Annotated in this window: 14 protein-coding genes and 1 pseudogene; 6 read left to right on the top strand and 9 right to left on the bottom strand. The window is 72.4% G+C overall.

Going from position 1 to position 14,937, the window contains the following annotated elements; translation table 11 throughout:
* Positions 1 to 149 precede the first annotated feature (149 nt).
* The 3 genes from ABT403_RS32335 to ABT403_RS32325 all read right to left on the bottom strand — a co-directional run bounded on the left by ABT403_RS32335 (position 150) and on the right by ABT403_RS32325 (position 4,288).
* Positions 150 to 1,886 (bottom strand): LCP family protein, encoded by a 1,737-nt coding sequence (locus ABT403_RS32335; RefSeq protein WP_344168702.1) that lies wholly within the window; start codon positions 1,884 to 1,886, stop codon positions 150 to 152.
* Positions 1,887 to 2,108: 222 nt separating this feature from the next.
* Positions 2,109 to 3,512, bottom strand: a complete 1,404-nt coding sequence (locus ABT403_RS32330; RefSeq protein WP_425580335.1) for an LCP family protein — start codon at positions 3,510 to 3,512, stop codon at positions 2,109 to 2,111.
* A 26-nt stretch (positions 3,513 to 3,538) separates the two neighbouring features.
* Complete coding sequence (locus ABT403_RS32325; RefSeq protein ID WP_344168709.1) at positions 3,539 to 4,288, bottom strand: TIGR03089 family protein; 750 nt, start codon at positions 4,286 to 4,288, stop codon at positions 3,539 to 3,541.
* A 140-nt stretch (positions 4,289 to 4,428) separates the two neighbouring features.
* On the opposite strand from ABT403_RS32325, the gene ABT403_RS32320 reads away from it, so the two are divergent.
* The gene (locus ABT403_RS32320; RefSeq protein ID WP_344168712.1) at positions 4,429 to 5,847 is read left to right on the top strand and encodes a peptidoglycan recognition protein family protein; all 1,419 of its coding nucleotides are present in this window, start codon (positions 4,429 to 4,431) and stop codon (positions 5,845 to 5,847) included.
* A 630-nt stretch (positions 5,848 to 6,477) separates the two neighbouring features.
* On the opposite strand, the gene ABT403_RS32315 is transcribed toward ABT403_RS32320, so the two are convergent.
* The 3 genes from ABT403_RS32315 to ABT403_RS32305 form a co-directional block, all read right to left on the bottom strand.
* Positions 6,478 to 6,945, bottom strand: a complete 468-nt coding sequence (locus ABT403_RS32315; RefSeq protein WP_344168715.1) for an NUDIX hydrolase — start codon at positions 6,943 to 6,945, stop codon at positions 6,478 to 6,480.
* Positions 6,946 to 7,013: 68 nt separating this feature from the next.
* Positions 7,014 to 7,247 carry a hypothetical protein gene (locus tag ABT403_RS32310; protein ID WP_344168718.1) on the bottom strand — a complete coding sequence of 78 codons (234 nt, stop codon included), beginning with the start codon at positions 7,245 to 7,247 and terminating at the stop codon, positions 7,014 to 7,016.
* Positions 7,240 to 7,380 (bottom strand): hypothetical protein, encoded by a 141-nt coding sequence (locus ABT403_RS32305; RefSeq protein ID WP_344168721.1) that lies wholly within the window; start codon positions 7,378 to 7,380, stop codon positions 7,240 to 7,242. Before ABT403_RS32305 ends, ABT403_RS32310 begins: the two co-directional genes overlap by 8 nt.
* 542 nt (positions 7,381 to 7,922) lie before the next feature.
* Here ABT403_RS32305 and ABT403_RS32300 point away from each other — a divergent pair.
* The 4 genes and pseudogenes from ABT403_RS32300 (at position 7,923) to ABT403_RS32285 (ending at position 10,896) form a co-directional block, all read left to right on the top strand.
* The gene (locus ABT403_RS32300) at positions 7,923 to 8,426 is read left to right on the top strand and encodes an NsdA family TPR-like regulatory protein (protein WP_344168724.1); all 504 of its coding nucleotides are present in this window, start codon (positions 7,923 to 7,925) and stop codon (positions 8,424 to 8,426) included.
* A 1-nt stretch (position 8,427) separates the two neighbouring features.
* Positions 8,428 to 8,742: a 4a-hydroxytetrahydrobiopterin dehydratase gene (locus ABT403_RS32295; protein ID WP_344168727.1), complete on the top strand. Its 315-nt coding sequence runs from the start codon at positions 8,428 to 8,430 to the stop codon at positions 8,740 to 8,742.
* A pseudogene (locus ABT403_RS32290) lies at positions 8,721 to 9,206 on the top strand (XRE family transcriptional regulator); the annotation flags it as partial. The gene ABT403_RS32295 and the pseudogene ABT403_RS32290, both read left to right, overlap by 22 nt.
* A 679-nt stretch (positions 9,207 to 9,885) precedes the next feature.
* On the top strand, positions 9,886 to 10,896 hold the full coding sequence (locus ABT403_RS32285; protein ID WP_344168730.1) for a DNA-3-methyladenine glycosylase family protein: 1,011 nt from the start codon (positions 9,886 to 9,888) through the stop codon (positions 10,894 to 10,896).
* A gap of 21 nt (positions 10,897 to 10,917) precedes the next feature.
* Here the strand turns inward: ABT403_RS32285 and ABT403_RS32280 are convergent, their stop codons facing one another.
* The 3 genes from ABT403_RS32280 to ABT403_RS32270 are packed head-to-tail and all read right to left on the bottom strand — an operon-like array spanning position 10,918 to position 13,761.
* On the bottom strand, positions 10,918 to 12,213 hold the full coding sequence (locus ABT403_RS32280) for a coenzyme F420-0:L-glutamate ligase (protein WP_344168733.1): 1,296 nt from the start codon (positions 12,211 to 12,213) through the stop codon (positions 10,918 to 10,920).
* Positions 12,210 to 13,172 carry a 2-phospho-L-lactate transferase gene (gene cofD, locus ABT403_RS32275; protein WP_344168736.1) on the bottom strand — a complete coding sequence of 321 codons (963 nt, stop codon included), beginning with the start codon at positions 13,170 to 13,172 and terminating at the stop codon, positions 12,210 to 12,212. Before cofD ends, ABT403_RS32280 begins: the two co-directional genes overlap by 4 nt.
* 13 nt (positions 13,173 to 13,185) lie before the next feature.
* Positions 13,186 to 13,761: a cysteine dioxygenase gene (locus tag ABT403_RS32270; RefSeq protein ID WP_344168739.1), complete on the bottom strand. Its 576-nt coding sequence runs from the start codon at positions 13,759 to 13,761 to the stop codon at positions 13,186 to 13,188.
* 649 nt (positions 13,762 to 14,410) lie between these two features.
* Here ABT403_RS32270 and ABT403_RS32265 point away from each other — a divergent pair.
* A complete protein-coding gene (locus ABT403_RS32265; protein WP_003983763.1) occupies positions 14,411 to 14,674 on the top strand; it encodes a WhiB family transcriptional regulator in 264 nt (87 codons plus the stop codon).
* The last annotated feature ends 263 nt before the right edge of the window (positions 14,675 to 14,937 follow it).

The following is a 14,937-nucleotide window of genomic DNA, read 5'->3' as shown; positions in this document are numbered from 1 at the left end:
GCGTACCCCCCTCAAGAATTTTTACTGGTCGGTATTGTGCCGGTCCTGCCGGCTACCGCCCCTAGGCGGTCTGTGGACGATCGGCGGGCGGTCTAACCGCCGCCCGCGGCTCGGCCGCGCCGTACCCCGGCGTCCGGTGGCGCGGCCGGTCACTTGGCGCAGACCGCCTTGTCCGCCTCGACCCGCTGGACCCCCTCCGGGGCCTGCTGGGGGGCCGCGGCGCCGAGCGGCGTGCCCGGCTCCTTGAAGTCGGAGCCCAGGGTCAGCTTCATCGGGGTCCTCGGTCCCGCGTCCACCGCGCCGGGCTTGAGGGCCGAGGCAGGCAGGCCCATCATGTCGGCCAGCGCCCGGGCCTGGTCGGCCTGGTTGGGGGCGTACTCCAGCTGCGTGGCGGCCAGCCGCGCCGAGGCGTTGCCGTGGTTGCCCGCCTTGTAGACGCCCTTGCTGTTCTGCAGCCAGGTCAGGGTGGTGGATGCCGATCCCGGGGGGCCGCCGCCGTTGTACACGTCCACCCGGACGTCCCCGGCCGGGGCGCGGTTCCCCTGGAGCAGCGCGTCCTGCTTGCTCTTGGCGTCGGCCTCGGCCGCGTCCTTGGCGGCCTGCTCCTTCTTCTCGACCTCCGTGAGGGACACGTCCTGGCGGATCATCTGCAGGAGCGGGTCCGCCTGGGAGGGGTTGAGCACCACGGTCGCCTTGCGGTTGGCCGGCTCGTTCGGGTTGTCGATCACCGGGAGCGTCGTGAAGGTGACGTTCTTGGGGTTGATGTCCTTCAACTCGCCCGCGAGGGCGGTGAGCTTGCCGATCGAGCCGAGCCCCTGGTCCACCGTGAGCGACTTGGTGGCCGCCTCCGCCAGCGAGAAGAACTTCTTCGGACTGGTCAGCGTCTCCTTGGACTTCATCTCGCGCATCATCGAACCCAGGAACTGCTGCTGGGTCTTGATCCGGTCCAGGTCGCTCTCGTTGCCGAAGGAGTGCCGCGTCCGGACGAACGCCAGCGCCTGCTCGCCCTCCAGCCGGTGCTCGCCCGCCTTCAGGTTCAGCTTCGAATCGCGGTCGTTGACGTCCTTCGCCAGGCAGACGGGCACCCCGCCCACCGCCGTGCTCAGGTTCTTCACCGCGTTGAAGTCGACCATCATGAAGTTGTCGACCTCGATGCCGGTCAGCGCTTTGACCGTGCGCATCGTGCAGCCCGGGTCCCGGCCCTCCTGGCCCAGGCTGTTGTTGAAGCGGGTGCCCCGGGTGCCGGGGATCTCCTTGACCGAGCCGTCGGTCTTCGTCGGGCAGGACGGGATGTCGGTGATCAGGTCGCGCGGGATGGACAGCGCGGTCGCGTTGCTGCGGTCCTTGGAGACGTGGAAGAGGATCGTGGTGTCGGCGTGGCCGACGCTCTCCGCGTCCCCGTACCCCTCGTTGCCCTTGCCGCTGCGCTTGTCCGTGCCGATCACCAGGACGTTGATCGGCTGGTCCTTCTTGAAGCCGCCGCCCGCGCCGCCGGTGTCGATGACGTTCAGGTTGTCGTTCAGGTGCTGGTAGTACAGGTACGAGCCGAGGCCGCCGCCGACCAGCAGGAAGGCCAGGGTGCCGCCGGTGACCACCAGGAGCCGCCTGCGGCGGTCCGGCCCGCCGCCCTTGCGGGAGCGGCCGCCGCCACGCCGCCCGCCGGGCGGGCCCTCGCCGCGACGGGGCTTGGGGACGGCGGGGGAGGGAGCGGCCGGTGCGGGGGCCGTGGACGTGGAGGATCTGCGCGTCCTGCGGGGGGCGGAGGCGAAACGCTGCTGCGCAGCGGAACGGCCCAGTTGCAGTTCGTAGTTGCCAGTGCGGGGATTGAGGACCCACTGGTCAGCGGGGTCGATCTCGTCCGCCCGCCCACGGCTTTGCGCATCCACGGTTGCTCGAATCCTCCGTCGGTGCTTCGCGACGCGCCTCCCCCCAGGCGCGCGGTCAACGATCCGGCTGCTGGTGCACGGCCTCTTCACGGCCGGTGCACCGGATCGCTCACCTTATCCGGCCAGGTCAGCCGCAAACCATGCTGGTGACAAAATCCACTCCCCCTATAACGGGCCAAAGCGCTCATCCGGCTCGGTTCACCGGGCAGCTTTTGGATTGCTTTACCGGCAGTCGGCCGTGCCCGCCGTGGTTCCCGTGAAGGTGGGGGCCGGTGTGACCGCCGCAGAGGTTCCGCTTCCCGTCGGCGAGGGACCGCCCGAACCGTCACCGGTGGCCTCGCCGGAGCCCTCGCCGGAACCGTCCCGGGGTGCCCCCGCGGGCTCCGGATCCGGGCTCGGCGGCGGCTGCGGCGCGGTCACCGTCACCGGCCGGTCCGCCCGCAGCCGCTCGAACAGCCGGGCCGCGTCCGGCTCCACCAGCTCGTCCCGGTTCGGGTCTGCCGCGTACGGGCGACGGGGCACGGTCAGGAACTTGACCTGGTCGGCCGGTATGTCCCGTACGCCCCGTACGAGTTCATACAGCCCCCGCAGCGAGGCCAGACCCGGGTCGGTGGTCACCGAGGAGGTGGCCGCGTCCAGCAGCGGATACAGCTTCGCCGGGTTCAGCAGCACCCCGTTGCTGCTCACCTTCTCCCACAGCGACCCCAGGAACTGCTGCTGGCGCTCCATGCGCTCCGTGTCACTGCCGTCGCCCAGGCTGTAGCGCGCCCGGACGAACCCCAGCGCCTGCTCCCCGCCCAGCACCTGCCGGCCCGCGGGCAGCCGCAGGTGCGCCTCGGCGTCGTTGACCGGCCGCCGCAGGCACACCTCCACGCCGCCGACCGCGTCGACCATCTTCTTGAACCCGCCGAAGTCCACCACCATGTGGTGATCGATCCGGATCCCGGTCATCTTCTCGACCGTACGGATCGTGCAGGCGGCCCCGCCCCACTGGAAGGCCCAGTTGAACTGCGCGAACCGGTCCCCGGTGCGGGAGCCGTCCGTCCCCAGGCACTCCGGCACCTCCGCCATCAGGTCCCGGGGGATCGACACCGCCGTCGCGCTGCGCCGGTCCGCCGGCAGGTGCAGCAGGATCGTGGTGTCCGAACGCTGGGTGCCCCCGTCCTGCCCGTAGCCCGCGTTACCCGTCCCGGAACGCGAGTCCGAGCCGATCAGCAGGATGTTCTGGGCGCCCGACGCGAAGTGCGCCGGCCGCTCGCGCTCGTAGCGCCGCAGTTCCGCCGCCGCGGAGGTGTCCTCGGTGATGTTCCCGTCGAGCTTCGCGTACAGCCACCAGCCCGCCGCCGCCCCCGCCAGGACCAGCAGGACGGCCCCGAGCCCGATCCAGCGCAGCAGCCGGCGCCGCCGGCGGCCGCGCGGGGGCTTACCCGCGCGGCCGGCCGCCGCGGCGTCATCCGGTATGCCCGCGCCGTCCCTCACTCGCGCACCGTCCCCTCGCCGTGCCGGCCGCGGCTCCACCGCGGCGGCGACGGGCCGTACGGGTGTACGGCCTGCAGCGATACTCCACCCGGGCGGGGCGGGCGGCCCGGGGGGAGGGGGTTGTCTAGACCCATGTGGGTGACAAATCGCCGGGACCGGACGGGGACCTGGGCCTACGCGGTGTGGGTGACGCGCTCGCTCTCCACCCGCTGCGCCAGCGCCTGGGGCGCCAGCGCGTCCAGGTTGCGGCACAGCACCACGGAGCCGCCGATCGCCAGCGGCCCGTACAGGCCGGCCGACAGCCCCTCCCAGCCGTCGAAGTCCAGCCCGGACAGCACCCGGGCGCCCTCGCCGAGCCCACGCTTGCCCGCGTCCTCGCGGGCCCGCTCCACCAGGGCCGCGTACGACAGCTCCTCGCCGCCGACCACCAGCCCCGGCCCGTCCGCGTCCACCGGAACGAACGGGGCGAACCGGTCACCCTGCCCCGGCACCTCCACCGCGTAGTCCGCGAACCCGGCCGGCGCCTGCGGGAACCGCCCGCCCAGCGGGCGCAGCGCCAGCGCGACCCGCTCACCGGAACAGGCGCGGGCCTCCTCCAGCGTGTCCGGCCCGCTCACCACCAGATCGGCGTCGGCGGGATCCCCGCCGATCTCCACGACCACCCCGACGGAAGCACAGGCGAGCAGCCACACGGCGCTCTGCCAGTGCGCGGGCAGCATGAGCGCCAGCCGGTCACCCGGCTCGGCACCCAGGTCGCCCTGGAGCAGATTGGCGGTCTTGGCCACCCAATTGGCGAAGGTGGCGACGGACAATTCGACGCGCTCGCCCGTGGCGTCGTCGTAGAAGGTGACGAGCGGGCGGCCCGGATCGGCGGCGAGCGCGGATCGCAGCAGGTCGGCAGGGGTGCGGTCAGTGGCGTTCACCCGCCCCAGCGTACGCGGCGCCCTCCCCCGTACGGGGGGCGGCGGCTCGCCCGTCCAGGGGAGGCGCGCCCGGCGCGCCGTCGGACGGTGCGTCAGTTCTCCGATGGCGCTTCGTGGTGGGTGTGCCCAGCATCGCTTCCATGCGCGGATTCCTTGCTTCCTCGATCGGTGTCGTGACGGCCGCCGCCCTGGCGCTGCCGCTCTCGCTCTCCACTCCGGCCCTGGCCGAGGCGGTCCCCGTCGTCCCGGGGTCCACCCAGTCACTGCCGCTCGTCCCCCTCGGCCCCTCCACCGCCGCCCGCATCCCCGGCGTCCCCGGCATGAGCACCTCACCGGGGCTGGCCGAGACCCGGGGCCTGGCCCCGCGCGACGTCAAGACGTTCTCGCTGGTCGGGGTCGTCTGGGACGACGCCGCCGCCGAACTCGGCGGCCGCATCCAGGTCCGCACCCGCTCCGTGGCCACCGGCGCCTGGTCCGACTGGCAGGACGTCGACACCCACAACGGCGAACACGCCGCGGACCCCGACGCGGCCGAACGCGGCACCGGCCGCGTCCGCGGCGCCAGCGCCCCGCTGTGGGTCGGCCCCTCCGACGGCGTGGAGGTGCGCGTCCAGGCCGAGAACGCCCCGGCACCCACCCGCGCCGCGGCCGCCCCCGGCCGCCTCCCGTCAGGCCTGCGCATCGAGCTCGTCGACCCCGGCGCGGGCCGGGCGCCGGCTTCGGGCGACGGCAAGAACGGCGTGGGCGCGTCCTCGTCCCACGTCCCCCCGGACGACGACAAGGGCGACGTCGCCGCCACCCTCCCCGCGATGTCCATGGAGGCGGCCGAATCCTCCGCGGCCAACGTCCCGCACGCCCCGCTCGGCGCACTGGAGATCGGCGCCCTCGACAAGGCCGACTCCACCGCCGACGCGATCGCCGCCGACGCCGAACCCGCTGCCGCCGCCCGCCCGTACATCGGCCCGCGCCCGCGCATCGTCACCCGGCGCGGCTGGGGCGCGGACGAGTCCCTGCGCGAACCGGGCTTCGTCTACACGAGCACCGTCAAGGCCGCCTTCGTCCACCACACCGCCTCCGGCAACAACTACGCCTGCACGGAGGCCCCGGCGGTGCTGCGCAGCCTGTACCGGTACCACGTGGTCAGCGAGGGCTGGCGGGACTTCGGCTACAACTTCGCCGTCGACAAGTGCGGCACGGTCTACGAGGGCCGCGCGGGCGGAGTCGCCAAGGCGGTCCTGGGCGCCCACACCATGGGGTTCAACGCGGACAGCATGGGCGTCGCGGTGATCGGCACCTACTCGTCCACGGCCCCGCAGAAGGCGGCGGTGGACGCGGTGGCCCGCCTCACGGCGTGGAAGCTCGGCCTGTTCGGGGCGGACCCGCGGGCGAAGACGACGCTGAAGTCGGGCGGGGGGAACCTGTACAAGAAGGGCACCAACGTCAAGCTGAACGTCATCTCGGGCCACCGCGACGGCTTCGCCACGGAATGCCCGGGCCGCCTCCTGTACAACCAGCTCCCCCCGACGAGAACGGCCTCGGCGAAGCTCCAGGGGCGGTAGCCCCGGAGGGGGCGCGGCGGTGGGGGTGCGGGCCCGCCATCTCCCCCTCGAGGGGTGGGGGCGGGCCGGTGGCTGCCCACCCGCCTCCCTATCTGCGGGCCGGTGGGCGGGGGACGGGGTCCCGGCGGGCGGTGACGGCACAGCCGGCCGGGACCGGGGGAGGGCGGGGCCACACTCAGCGGTCTCAGAGATGGCTTGGGGGGTTCCCGTCAGTCTCATCGTCCTTCCGCGTCGGGCCGCCCTGTCAAGGGCGCTCCTTCGTCGCGTCGCTTCGCGATGGCCTTCGGCCACCCTTGACAGACCGTCCCGCCACGAAAAAACGAAGACTGCCGGGAACCCCCCAAAGGAACGGGACGGACGCAGGTCATGCAATCGGCGGGATCAGCGATCCGTCGGGGTCGTCGGGGGCCGGCAGACCGGGCGTCCGGCCTCCATCACCATCAATCTGAGCCACCCCACGCATCAGATCGCTACGCGCTCCTCCCGTCTCAGCGTCCGACGACCGCCTGGGGCCGCTACCCGCCCCCAAGGCCAACGGAATCGGCATCCGGGACCGGTGGGCGCGTCAGATCGCTACGCGCTCCTGCGATTTCAGCGGCGGACGGTCGTCGTGGGTCGGTGTGACGGAGGTCAGCGGACGGCTGGGCCGTTGCCGGATCGCCAGTCGTCAAGGCGCTTGCGGATGCTGGGGACCATGGGGAGGGCGTCGGTCTCCTGGGGGGTGAACCAGGCGACTTCGAAGGACTCGTCCGAGGAGCGGAGGGTGCCGCCGGTGGGGCGGGCCAGGAGGCAGATGGAGAACTCCTGGCGGACCTCGCCGTCGTCGTAGGCGAAGACGTGACCGGGGTTGGTGTACGTGCCGACGATGCCCGTGATCTCGACGGTGATGCTGGTCTCCTCGTAGGTCTCCCGGATCGCACAGTCGCCGATGGACTCGCCCAGGTCCATCCTGCCGCCGGGAAGGGCCCACATCCCGTTGTCGGTCCGGCGCTGGAGGAGCACCCGCCCGTCCTCGCCCACGACGACGGCGGAGGCGGCGGGAACGAGGCTGTTCGCCGGAGGTGCCGTCGGATCGTCTTCGTAGTCACGCCTGGCCATCGTCGTTCTCCCATCGATGTGAGGTGATGCGCCGGCCGAGGACAGGTTTCCGTCGCCGAGTGCGCGCACTACGTACGGCGGGCGGGCTGGTCGTAGGCAGCCACGACGTTCTCGACGGCTGTGGTGAATTCTCGGCCGGATGCGCCCCGGATGTAGGCGAGTTCCATCCAGCGTTCGTAGGTGGGGCAGTCGGAGACGTCCTCGTTGATGACGGCCATCAGTTCGCCCTCGGTGCCGGAGGCGAGGTCGCGGACGCGGCGGCGCAGGAGGCGATGGGGGACGTATTCGTACTGCTCACTCATCGTCCGGCTCCCTCTGCTCGGGGGCGCTGCGCAGGAACCTGGCCCACCCGGCCGCCGCCCGGGCCAACAGGCCGGGGCTGGGGTGGTAGCAGTCGTGCAACTCGGACTGTTCGTCTGCACCGTTGGCGGTCATGCGGAGATGATGGGCTGGCGGACAGACGGGCAGACAGGTCATCGCGTGGCCATCGGTGGCCATGTGGCGGCCATGGCCGGAAACGGGTGCGATGACGCCTCAAGCTGGGCCCATGAGTCAACGCAATGACGCGCTGCGGGCGGCAAGACTCCGTGTCGGCTGGCGCACCATGGATCAGGCTGCCAAGGGGCTGTCCGAGCACGGGCGGCGGCTTCTCCAGGACCGGCACTTCGACGTCTCGCCTCGTACCTGGCGGCGTTGGGAGGGGGAGCGGCCGGGCTGGCCGTCGGAGGAGACCGCGATCGTGTTGCACGACGCCCTCGGCCGGTGGCCCGAGGACCTGGGGTTCACCGTGCCTGCCGGATGGATCCGCCCCGAGGCCCGCCAGGGGGAAGACGTGAACAGAAGACAGTTCGTCTCCGTCACCGCCGCCGCTCTCGTGCCCGGACCGATGTCGTCCCAGCACGTCGACCCGGCTCTCATCGACTACTTCGAGCAGCAGCTCGAAGGGCACTACCGGGCCGACATGTATCTGGGTCCTCATGATCCTGCCCAAGATCCGCGTCATGGCCTTGCAGCAGCAGGCGCACGGTGCCAGCCTCACCGGCGACCGGGCCGCTGTGGACCGGCTCATCGACACGGCCGACGGCCTTCTGGCCCGTGTCGACGACGACCTTCCCTGGGGCAACGCCTGCCGCAGGACCCCCGGCTACTTGGAGGTCCAACGCGCCACCTGCTACGGCCGGCTCGGCCTCGGCCGGGAAGCGGACTCGCTCTGGGCACAGGTCCTCGACGTCGTGCCCGCGACCGCTCGCCGCGACCGTGGCGTCTACCTCGCCCGGCACGCCACGTCGGCAGCCACTGCCCAGGAGCCCGATCACGCGGTCGAGATCGCCCGCGAGGCCGTCGACATCGCCATCGAGACGAGATCCGCACGCATGGTGCGTGAACTGCGCACCCTGGAACGGGCGATGCGCCCATGGCACGATGCCCCCGTAGGCCGGGATTTCGCGGAGATCCTGGCGCCGGTTGGCAAGGGGAGCTGACATGGGCGTGCCGAGGGTGTTGTCCGACGAGGAGATCGCCGAGAACCTGGCCGACCTGCCCGGCTGGGAACGCAAGGGTGACGAGATCACCCGCACCTACGAGATCCGGTACCACGCCGCCGTGGCGGCCATCGTCACCATCGCCGACCGGTCCCGCCGCGTCCAGCACCACGCGGACCTCGACCTGCGCATCGACCACCTGCGGGCCACCGTCACCACTCATGACGCGGGACACCGTCTCACCGCCGCCGACTTCGACCTCGCCCACCGCATCGACGCCATCGTCGCCGCCCACCAATCCCTCCCTCTCGACTGACCAGGATGGACGGCCGAAGCGGAGCCGCAGGCGCGCAGCCGGGCGGGGAGACGTTCTCGGGGGTGTGGGTCAGCCGTTACGAGTTCTTCTCTTCGAGCCGGGGCGACTCGTACGAGGGCAAGCACTACGTGGTGATCGTCCAGCACGGGAACCGGCTGACGGTCCAGAGTCTGCCCGGGGCGAGCAGCAACCCCGACAGCCCGCTCACGCTGGACCTGACCGTCGACCGTAACGTGGCCACGGGCACATGGGTCGAGCAGACAGCCGCAGACGGCTACTACAACGGGGCCCGCTACCACGGTGCCATCCAGCTCCTGATCGAACCGACCGGACGGCGCATGACCGGGAAGTGGGTCGGCTTCGGCAAGGACTTCGACGTGAACACCGGTCCCTGGGAACTGCGGCTGGTCGACCGCTCCACGAGCAAGGCGACCCTGGAGAGGTACAGCCAGCCCCCGGAGTGAAGCCGACGCCGCGCCGTTCGTCATTTGGTGCGGGTATCAGCCCTGGGCGGTCGTCGGACGCCGAAATTCGAGAAGCGCGTAGTCTGTTGCGCCCGGCGGTCGCGGATGCCGATTCCGTCAGCCTTGGGGGCGGGAAGCGGCCCCGGACGGGCTGCGGACGCTGCGAAATGAGGAGTGCGTAGCGATCTGATGCGTGGGGTGGCGCCGATTGCTGCCTGATGGGGGCCGGATGCCCGGTCTGCCGTGCTCCGGCTCCCCGGCTGGTCGCTGAGGCCGCCGATTGCATGACCATGACCCGTGCCGTCCTTTTGGGGGTTTCCCGGCAGTCTTCGTTTTTCCGTGGCGGGTCGGGCTGTCAAGAGTGGAGCGCAGCGACATCGCGTAGCGACGCGACGAAGGAGCGCTCTTGACTGACCGGCCCGACGCGGAAGGACGATGAGACTGACGGGAAAGCCCCAACCCTTCCCTGAGACCGCTGAGTGGGGTCCCGCCCTTCCCGGTTCCGGATGGCTGTCCGGTCGCCGCCCGGCGGGACCCCGCCCCCGGCCCGCCCACCCGCACCCGGGGAGGCGGGTGGGCGGCCACCGCCCGGGCCCTACCCCTCGAGGGGGAGATAGCGGGCCCCCGCCCCAAGGGGCGACAGCGCCCCCCTGTCCTACCCCGCCGTTACCCTCGAAGCATGGCCGGCCGATTCGACCCCCCGACCCGTACCGACCTCCGGGCCGGGCGGACGCCCGTGCCCGCCGGGGCCGGTACGCGGGCCGGCGGCGGTACGCGGCGGCTCTGGCGGTGTGAGGGGCCCCTCGACCTGGGTCTCGTCCTCGGCCCCCTGCGCCGGGGGCCCGGCGACCCGACCTTCCGGGCCACCCCCGACGGCTCCGTCTGGCGGGCCACCCGGACGCCCGCCGGGCCGGCCACGCTGCGGGTCTCCCTCACCCCCGACGGGGCCGACGCCGAGGCGTGGGGGCCCGGGGCGGACTGGGTGCTCGACCAGCTTCCGGCGCTGCTCGGGGCCGACGACGACCCGGCCGCCTTCGTGCCCCGGCACCGGCTCGTGCACGCCAGCCACCGCCGCCGTCCCGGCCTGCGGCTGACCCGTACCGGGCTGGTGCTGGAGTCGCTGATCCCGACCGTCCTGGAGCAGAAGGTCACCTCCGACGAGGCCTACCGCGCCTGGCGCCGGCTGGTGCGCCAGCACGGGGAGCCGGCGCCGGGGCCGGCTCCGGGCCCCGCCGGGCGGCCGGACCTGTACGTGATGCCCTCCGCCCGCGCCTGGGCGCTGATCCCCTCCTGGGACTGGCACCGCGCCGGGGTCGACATGAAGCGTTCCGGCACCATCGTGCGGGCCGCCCGCGTGGCCGCCCGGCTGGAGGAGGCCGCCGCCATGGGGCTGCCGCAGGCGGCCGCCCGGCTGGAGGCGGTGCCCGGGATCGGCCCGTGGACCTCCGCCGAGACCCTCCAGCGCAGCAACGGCGCGGCGGACGCCGTCACCACCGGAGACCTGCACCTCCCCGGCATCATCGGCTACGCCCTGACGGGCGAGCGGGACGCCGACGACGCGCAGATGCTGGAGCTCCTCGCCCCGTACGCGGGCCAGCGCCACCGCGCGGCCCGCCTCATCCTCCTGGCGGGCCACACCCCGCCGCGCCGCGCGCCCCGGATGTACCGGAGCGACATCGGCCGCATCTGAGCCGGTCGCGGGACCGGGTCCCTACCGGACCTCGAAGAAGTCCTCCGCCGCCCGTCCCGGCCGCTCCGCCGGGGCGGCGGCCGGGTGGCCCACCGCGACGGCGCCCATCGGGTCCCAGCCCGCCGGCAGGCCCAGCACCTTGCGCACCACGTCCCGGCAGAACATCGTCGAGGACACCCACGCCGAGCCCAGCCGCTCGCCGGCCAGTGCGACCAGGAAGTTCTGCACGCCGGCGCCCATGGCGACGACGAACATCTCCCGCTCGGCCGCGTCCCGCCGCGCGTGCCCGTAGTCGTGCGCCCCGTCGGTGACCATGCACGGCACCACCAGGTAGGGCGCGCCGCGCAGGACGTCGCCGCGCCGGACCCGCTTCGCGATGGACTCCTCCGACTTGCCGTCGGCCCGCAGGTCCGCGATCCACGCGTCCCGCATGGCGTCCAGCAGTTCCCGCCGCGAGGCCTGCGACTCCAGCAGGACGAACCGCCAGGGTGTTGTGTGGTGGGGTGCCGGGGCGGTCACGGCCGCCGCGACCGCGCGCCGTACCGCGCCCGGGTCGACGGGCTCGTCGGTGAAGGCCCGGACGGTGCGCCGCCCGGTGACGGCTTCGCGTACCGCCTCCGAGGTGCCCAGCCGGAACATGTCCTCGGCCGGTGCCCGGACCAGGTCGCGGGCCGTGGAGGCGCCGCCCACCAGGTGTCCGAGCCCGCGGACGACCGCCACCGGGAGCCCGGCGGCCTTGCCCTTGACGAGGTCTCCGGCGGCGGCGAGTTCGTCGCCCGTCGCCACTATCGTCGCGCTGAGCGGGTTGCCGTGGGCGTCGGTGCCGCCGCGCAGGTCGTCGAGGACGTGGACGCCGGCCGCGCCGATGGCGACGTCGGTGAGTCCGGTGCGCCAGGGCCGGCCGAAGGTGTCGGTGACCACGACGCCGACGTCGACGGAGAGCAGGTTCCGCAGCCCGGCCCGGATGGCCGCCGCCGAGGCGTCGGGGTCCTCGGGCAGCAGCAGGACGGTGCCGGGTTGGGTGTTGGAGGCGTCGACGCCCGCCGCCGCCATGACCAGCCCCTGCCGGTTCTCGACGATCCGCAGCGGGCCCCGGCGCGCGACGACCCGTACGGTCTCCGCGTCGATGGCCTCCTCGCGCGAGTCGGCCCGTACGATCCGGCCCTCCGCCTTCGAGACGATCTTCGAGGTGACCAGCAGGACGTCCCCGTCGCGCAGGCCGGGCGCCGTGTCGGCGATCAGCCGGGCGAGGTCGTCGCCGGGCCGGACCTCGGGGATCCCGGGGAGGGCCCGCACCTCGTACGAGGGGCCGCTCACCGGGCCTGCCCGGCGGCGAGGTCGAGTGCGGCGCGGGCCATGGCTGCGGTGGCCTCGGGGTCGGTCATCATCAGCGGCACGGCCCGGCAGGGGATGCCGGCGGCGGTGACGGTGTCGACGGCTTCGGCGTCGGCGGTGTCGACGAGCCAGCCGTCGAGCAGTTCGGACCCGTAGTGCAGGGCGACGGCGGAGGCGGTGGACTCGACGCCCACGGCCGCGAGGACCTTGTCGGCCATGCCGCGTACGGGCGCGCCGCCGACGATGGGGGAGAGGCCGACGACCGGGGCGGGGGCCTTGGTGACGGCTTCGCGGATGCCGGGTACGGCGAGGATGGTGCCGATGGAGACGACGGGGTTGGACGGCGGGAAGAGGATGACGTCGGCGGCCGCGATGGCCTCCAGTACGCCGGGTGCGGGCTTGGCCTGTTCGGCGCCGACGGGGACGACGGCCTCGGCGTCGAGGGAGGCGCGGAGCTTGACCCAGTACTCCTGGAAGTGGATGACGCGGCGTTCGCCGGTCTCGGGGTCGTTGACGGCGACGTGCGTCTCGACGCGGTCGTCGGTCATGGGCAGCAGGCGGACGCCGGGCTGCCAGCGGTCGCAGAGGGCCTCGGTGACGGCGCTGAGCGGGTAGCCGGCGTCGATCATCTGGGTGCGGACGATGTGGGTGGCGAAGTCGCGGTCGCCGAGGCCGAACCAGGAGGGTCCGACCCCGTACGCCGCGAGTTCCTCCTTGACGGTGAAGGACTCGTCGGTGCGGCCCCAGCCCTGGTCCTCGTTGATGCCACCGCCGAGGGTGTACATCACGGTGTCCAGGTCGGGGCAGACCTTCAGCCCGAACAGGTGAATGTCGTCACCGGTGTTGCCGATGACGGTGATCTCCGCGTCGGGGACCGCCGACTGGAGTCCGCGGAGGAAACGGGCGCCGCCGATACCGCCGGCCAGAACAACAATGCGCATGCAGCGCAGTCTGTCAGGCGGACGCGTGTTCCCGGTGGGCCGGGGAGCAGCCGCGCATCGGCATCTCGGTCAGGCCGGGGAAGTAGACGTGCAGGCTGACCGCTCCTTCGAGGGTGTCGTTGACGACCTCGTGGGCGTAGCCGGGGGCGAAGACGCGCTGGGCGCCGGGGCGGTGGGTGAGGCGGCCGCGGGGGGTGTGCTCGGTGAGCTGGCCGGCGAGGACGGTCAGGACGCCGGAGGAGGCGCCGTGGTCGTGGAGGCCGCTGCCCTGGCCGGGGACCCAGCTGAGCAGCCAGACCTCGTAGCCGGGGCCCGTGCGCAGGCGGTGGTACCAGCGGGTGGTGGCGTCGTACCGGACCAGGTGTTCCCAGCTCGCGCGGTCTTCGGCGATGGAGCGGGCGAGGCCGGCGAACTCGGCGACGGTGACCGGGTGTTCGCGGGCGGGCTGGAGGAGGTGCTGGACGGCCAGGATGTCGCCGGCGATCTGGAGGTCGCTCTCGACGGCGGCGGGAGCGGGGGCCTCGGCGCGGGGGGCGGGGGTGGCGGTGACGGAGGGGGCGGCGACGGTGGAAGCGGGGGCGCTGTTCATCGTGGGGGTGTCCTCGACGGATGTCAGTCGTGCGGGGCGGTTGCTGTGGGGGGATGGCCGGTGCTCAGGGGAGCCGGGGGCTCCGGTGGCATCAACAGCTGCAACAGCAACAGCGAACCTGGGCAGCGCACAGGAACCCACGAATGGGGGTCCGGCTGGTGGCTGCGGGCGCTGACATGCAGACAAGGAGACCGGGCGGAGGGCCGGACTGTCAACCCAATGTCCGGTTTGAGGGGAAAGTTTCACCTCATCCGGTTACTGTCCGCGGAGAAAGGTTTGTGCAGTCCGGGCCCGGGCAGGTGCCGCTGCACGCACGCCAGCGTGAGCCGCGCTCAAACCTCCCGACGCCAAGTCGTGACCGGAATGTGATCCGCGCCGCATCTTCGGCCGGATTGCAACCCCTCCACGGAGTGACGCGTCGCCCAGGTGGGAGGGGGCCACTCGTCGGTGGGCGGTGGCTTCTGTCACGATTTTTGGCGATATGAACACTTTCTGTATAGGCTTGGTTCCGCAGAGTGAATAAGGCGCCCAATAGCAGATCTCGGCTTGACTGGGCAGAAGACACACACTTGTAATTTCACTCGTGTCGTTACCCGGCGATCGGTAACGGCAACACCACGGGGACGCACAGACAGAGCGAGGGGCGCACATGACCGAGCTGTTTCAGGAACTGCTGGTCGAGGAGGCGGACGAGGAGCTCGGATGGCAGGAGCGCGCTCTGTGCGCCCAGACCGACCCCGAATCCTTCTTTCCCGAGAAGGGCGGCTCCACCCGCGAAGCCAAGAAGGTCTGCCTCGCCTGCGAGGTCCGTTCCGAATGCCTTGAGTACGCACTCGCCAACGACGAGCGATTCGGCATCTGGGGCGGCCTGTCCGAAAGAGAGCGCCGCCGCCTGAAGAAGGCAGCGGTCTGAAACAGGCCGCACCGCACCGGCCGCACCGCGACGGCCGCACCGGCCGGGCCGCACCAGATGGCGAAGACCCCCGGTCAACCGCGCTCCACGGAGCGCCGCACGGCACACGGCACAGAGCAAACGGTCCGCCTCCCGCACCTTCCCCGCAGGAGGCGGACCGTCGCGTTCAGGGCCTTCTCCACAGGAGGCGGACCCGCCCCTTCCCAGCCGTTAGTGTGGGGCGCTGTCCAGCAGCCTCCGAGGGCACAGCACCCCCGGATCCC

This window comes from Streptomyces sp. NPDC000075 (assembly GCF_040301925.1).
Classification (GTDB): Bacteria; Actinomycetota; Actinomycetes; order Streptomycetales; family Streptomycetaceae; genus Streptomyces; species Streptomyces polychromogenes.
Note: the sequence above shows the minus strand (reverse complement) of the source record. Positions and strands in the feature narration are given on the sequence as shown.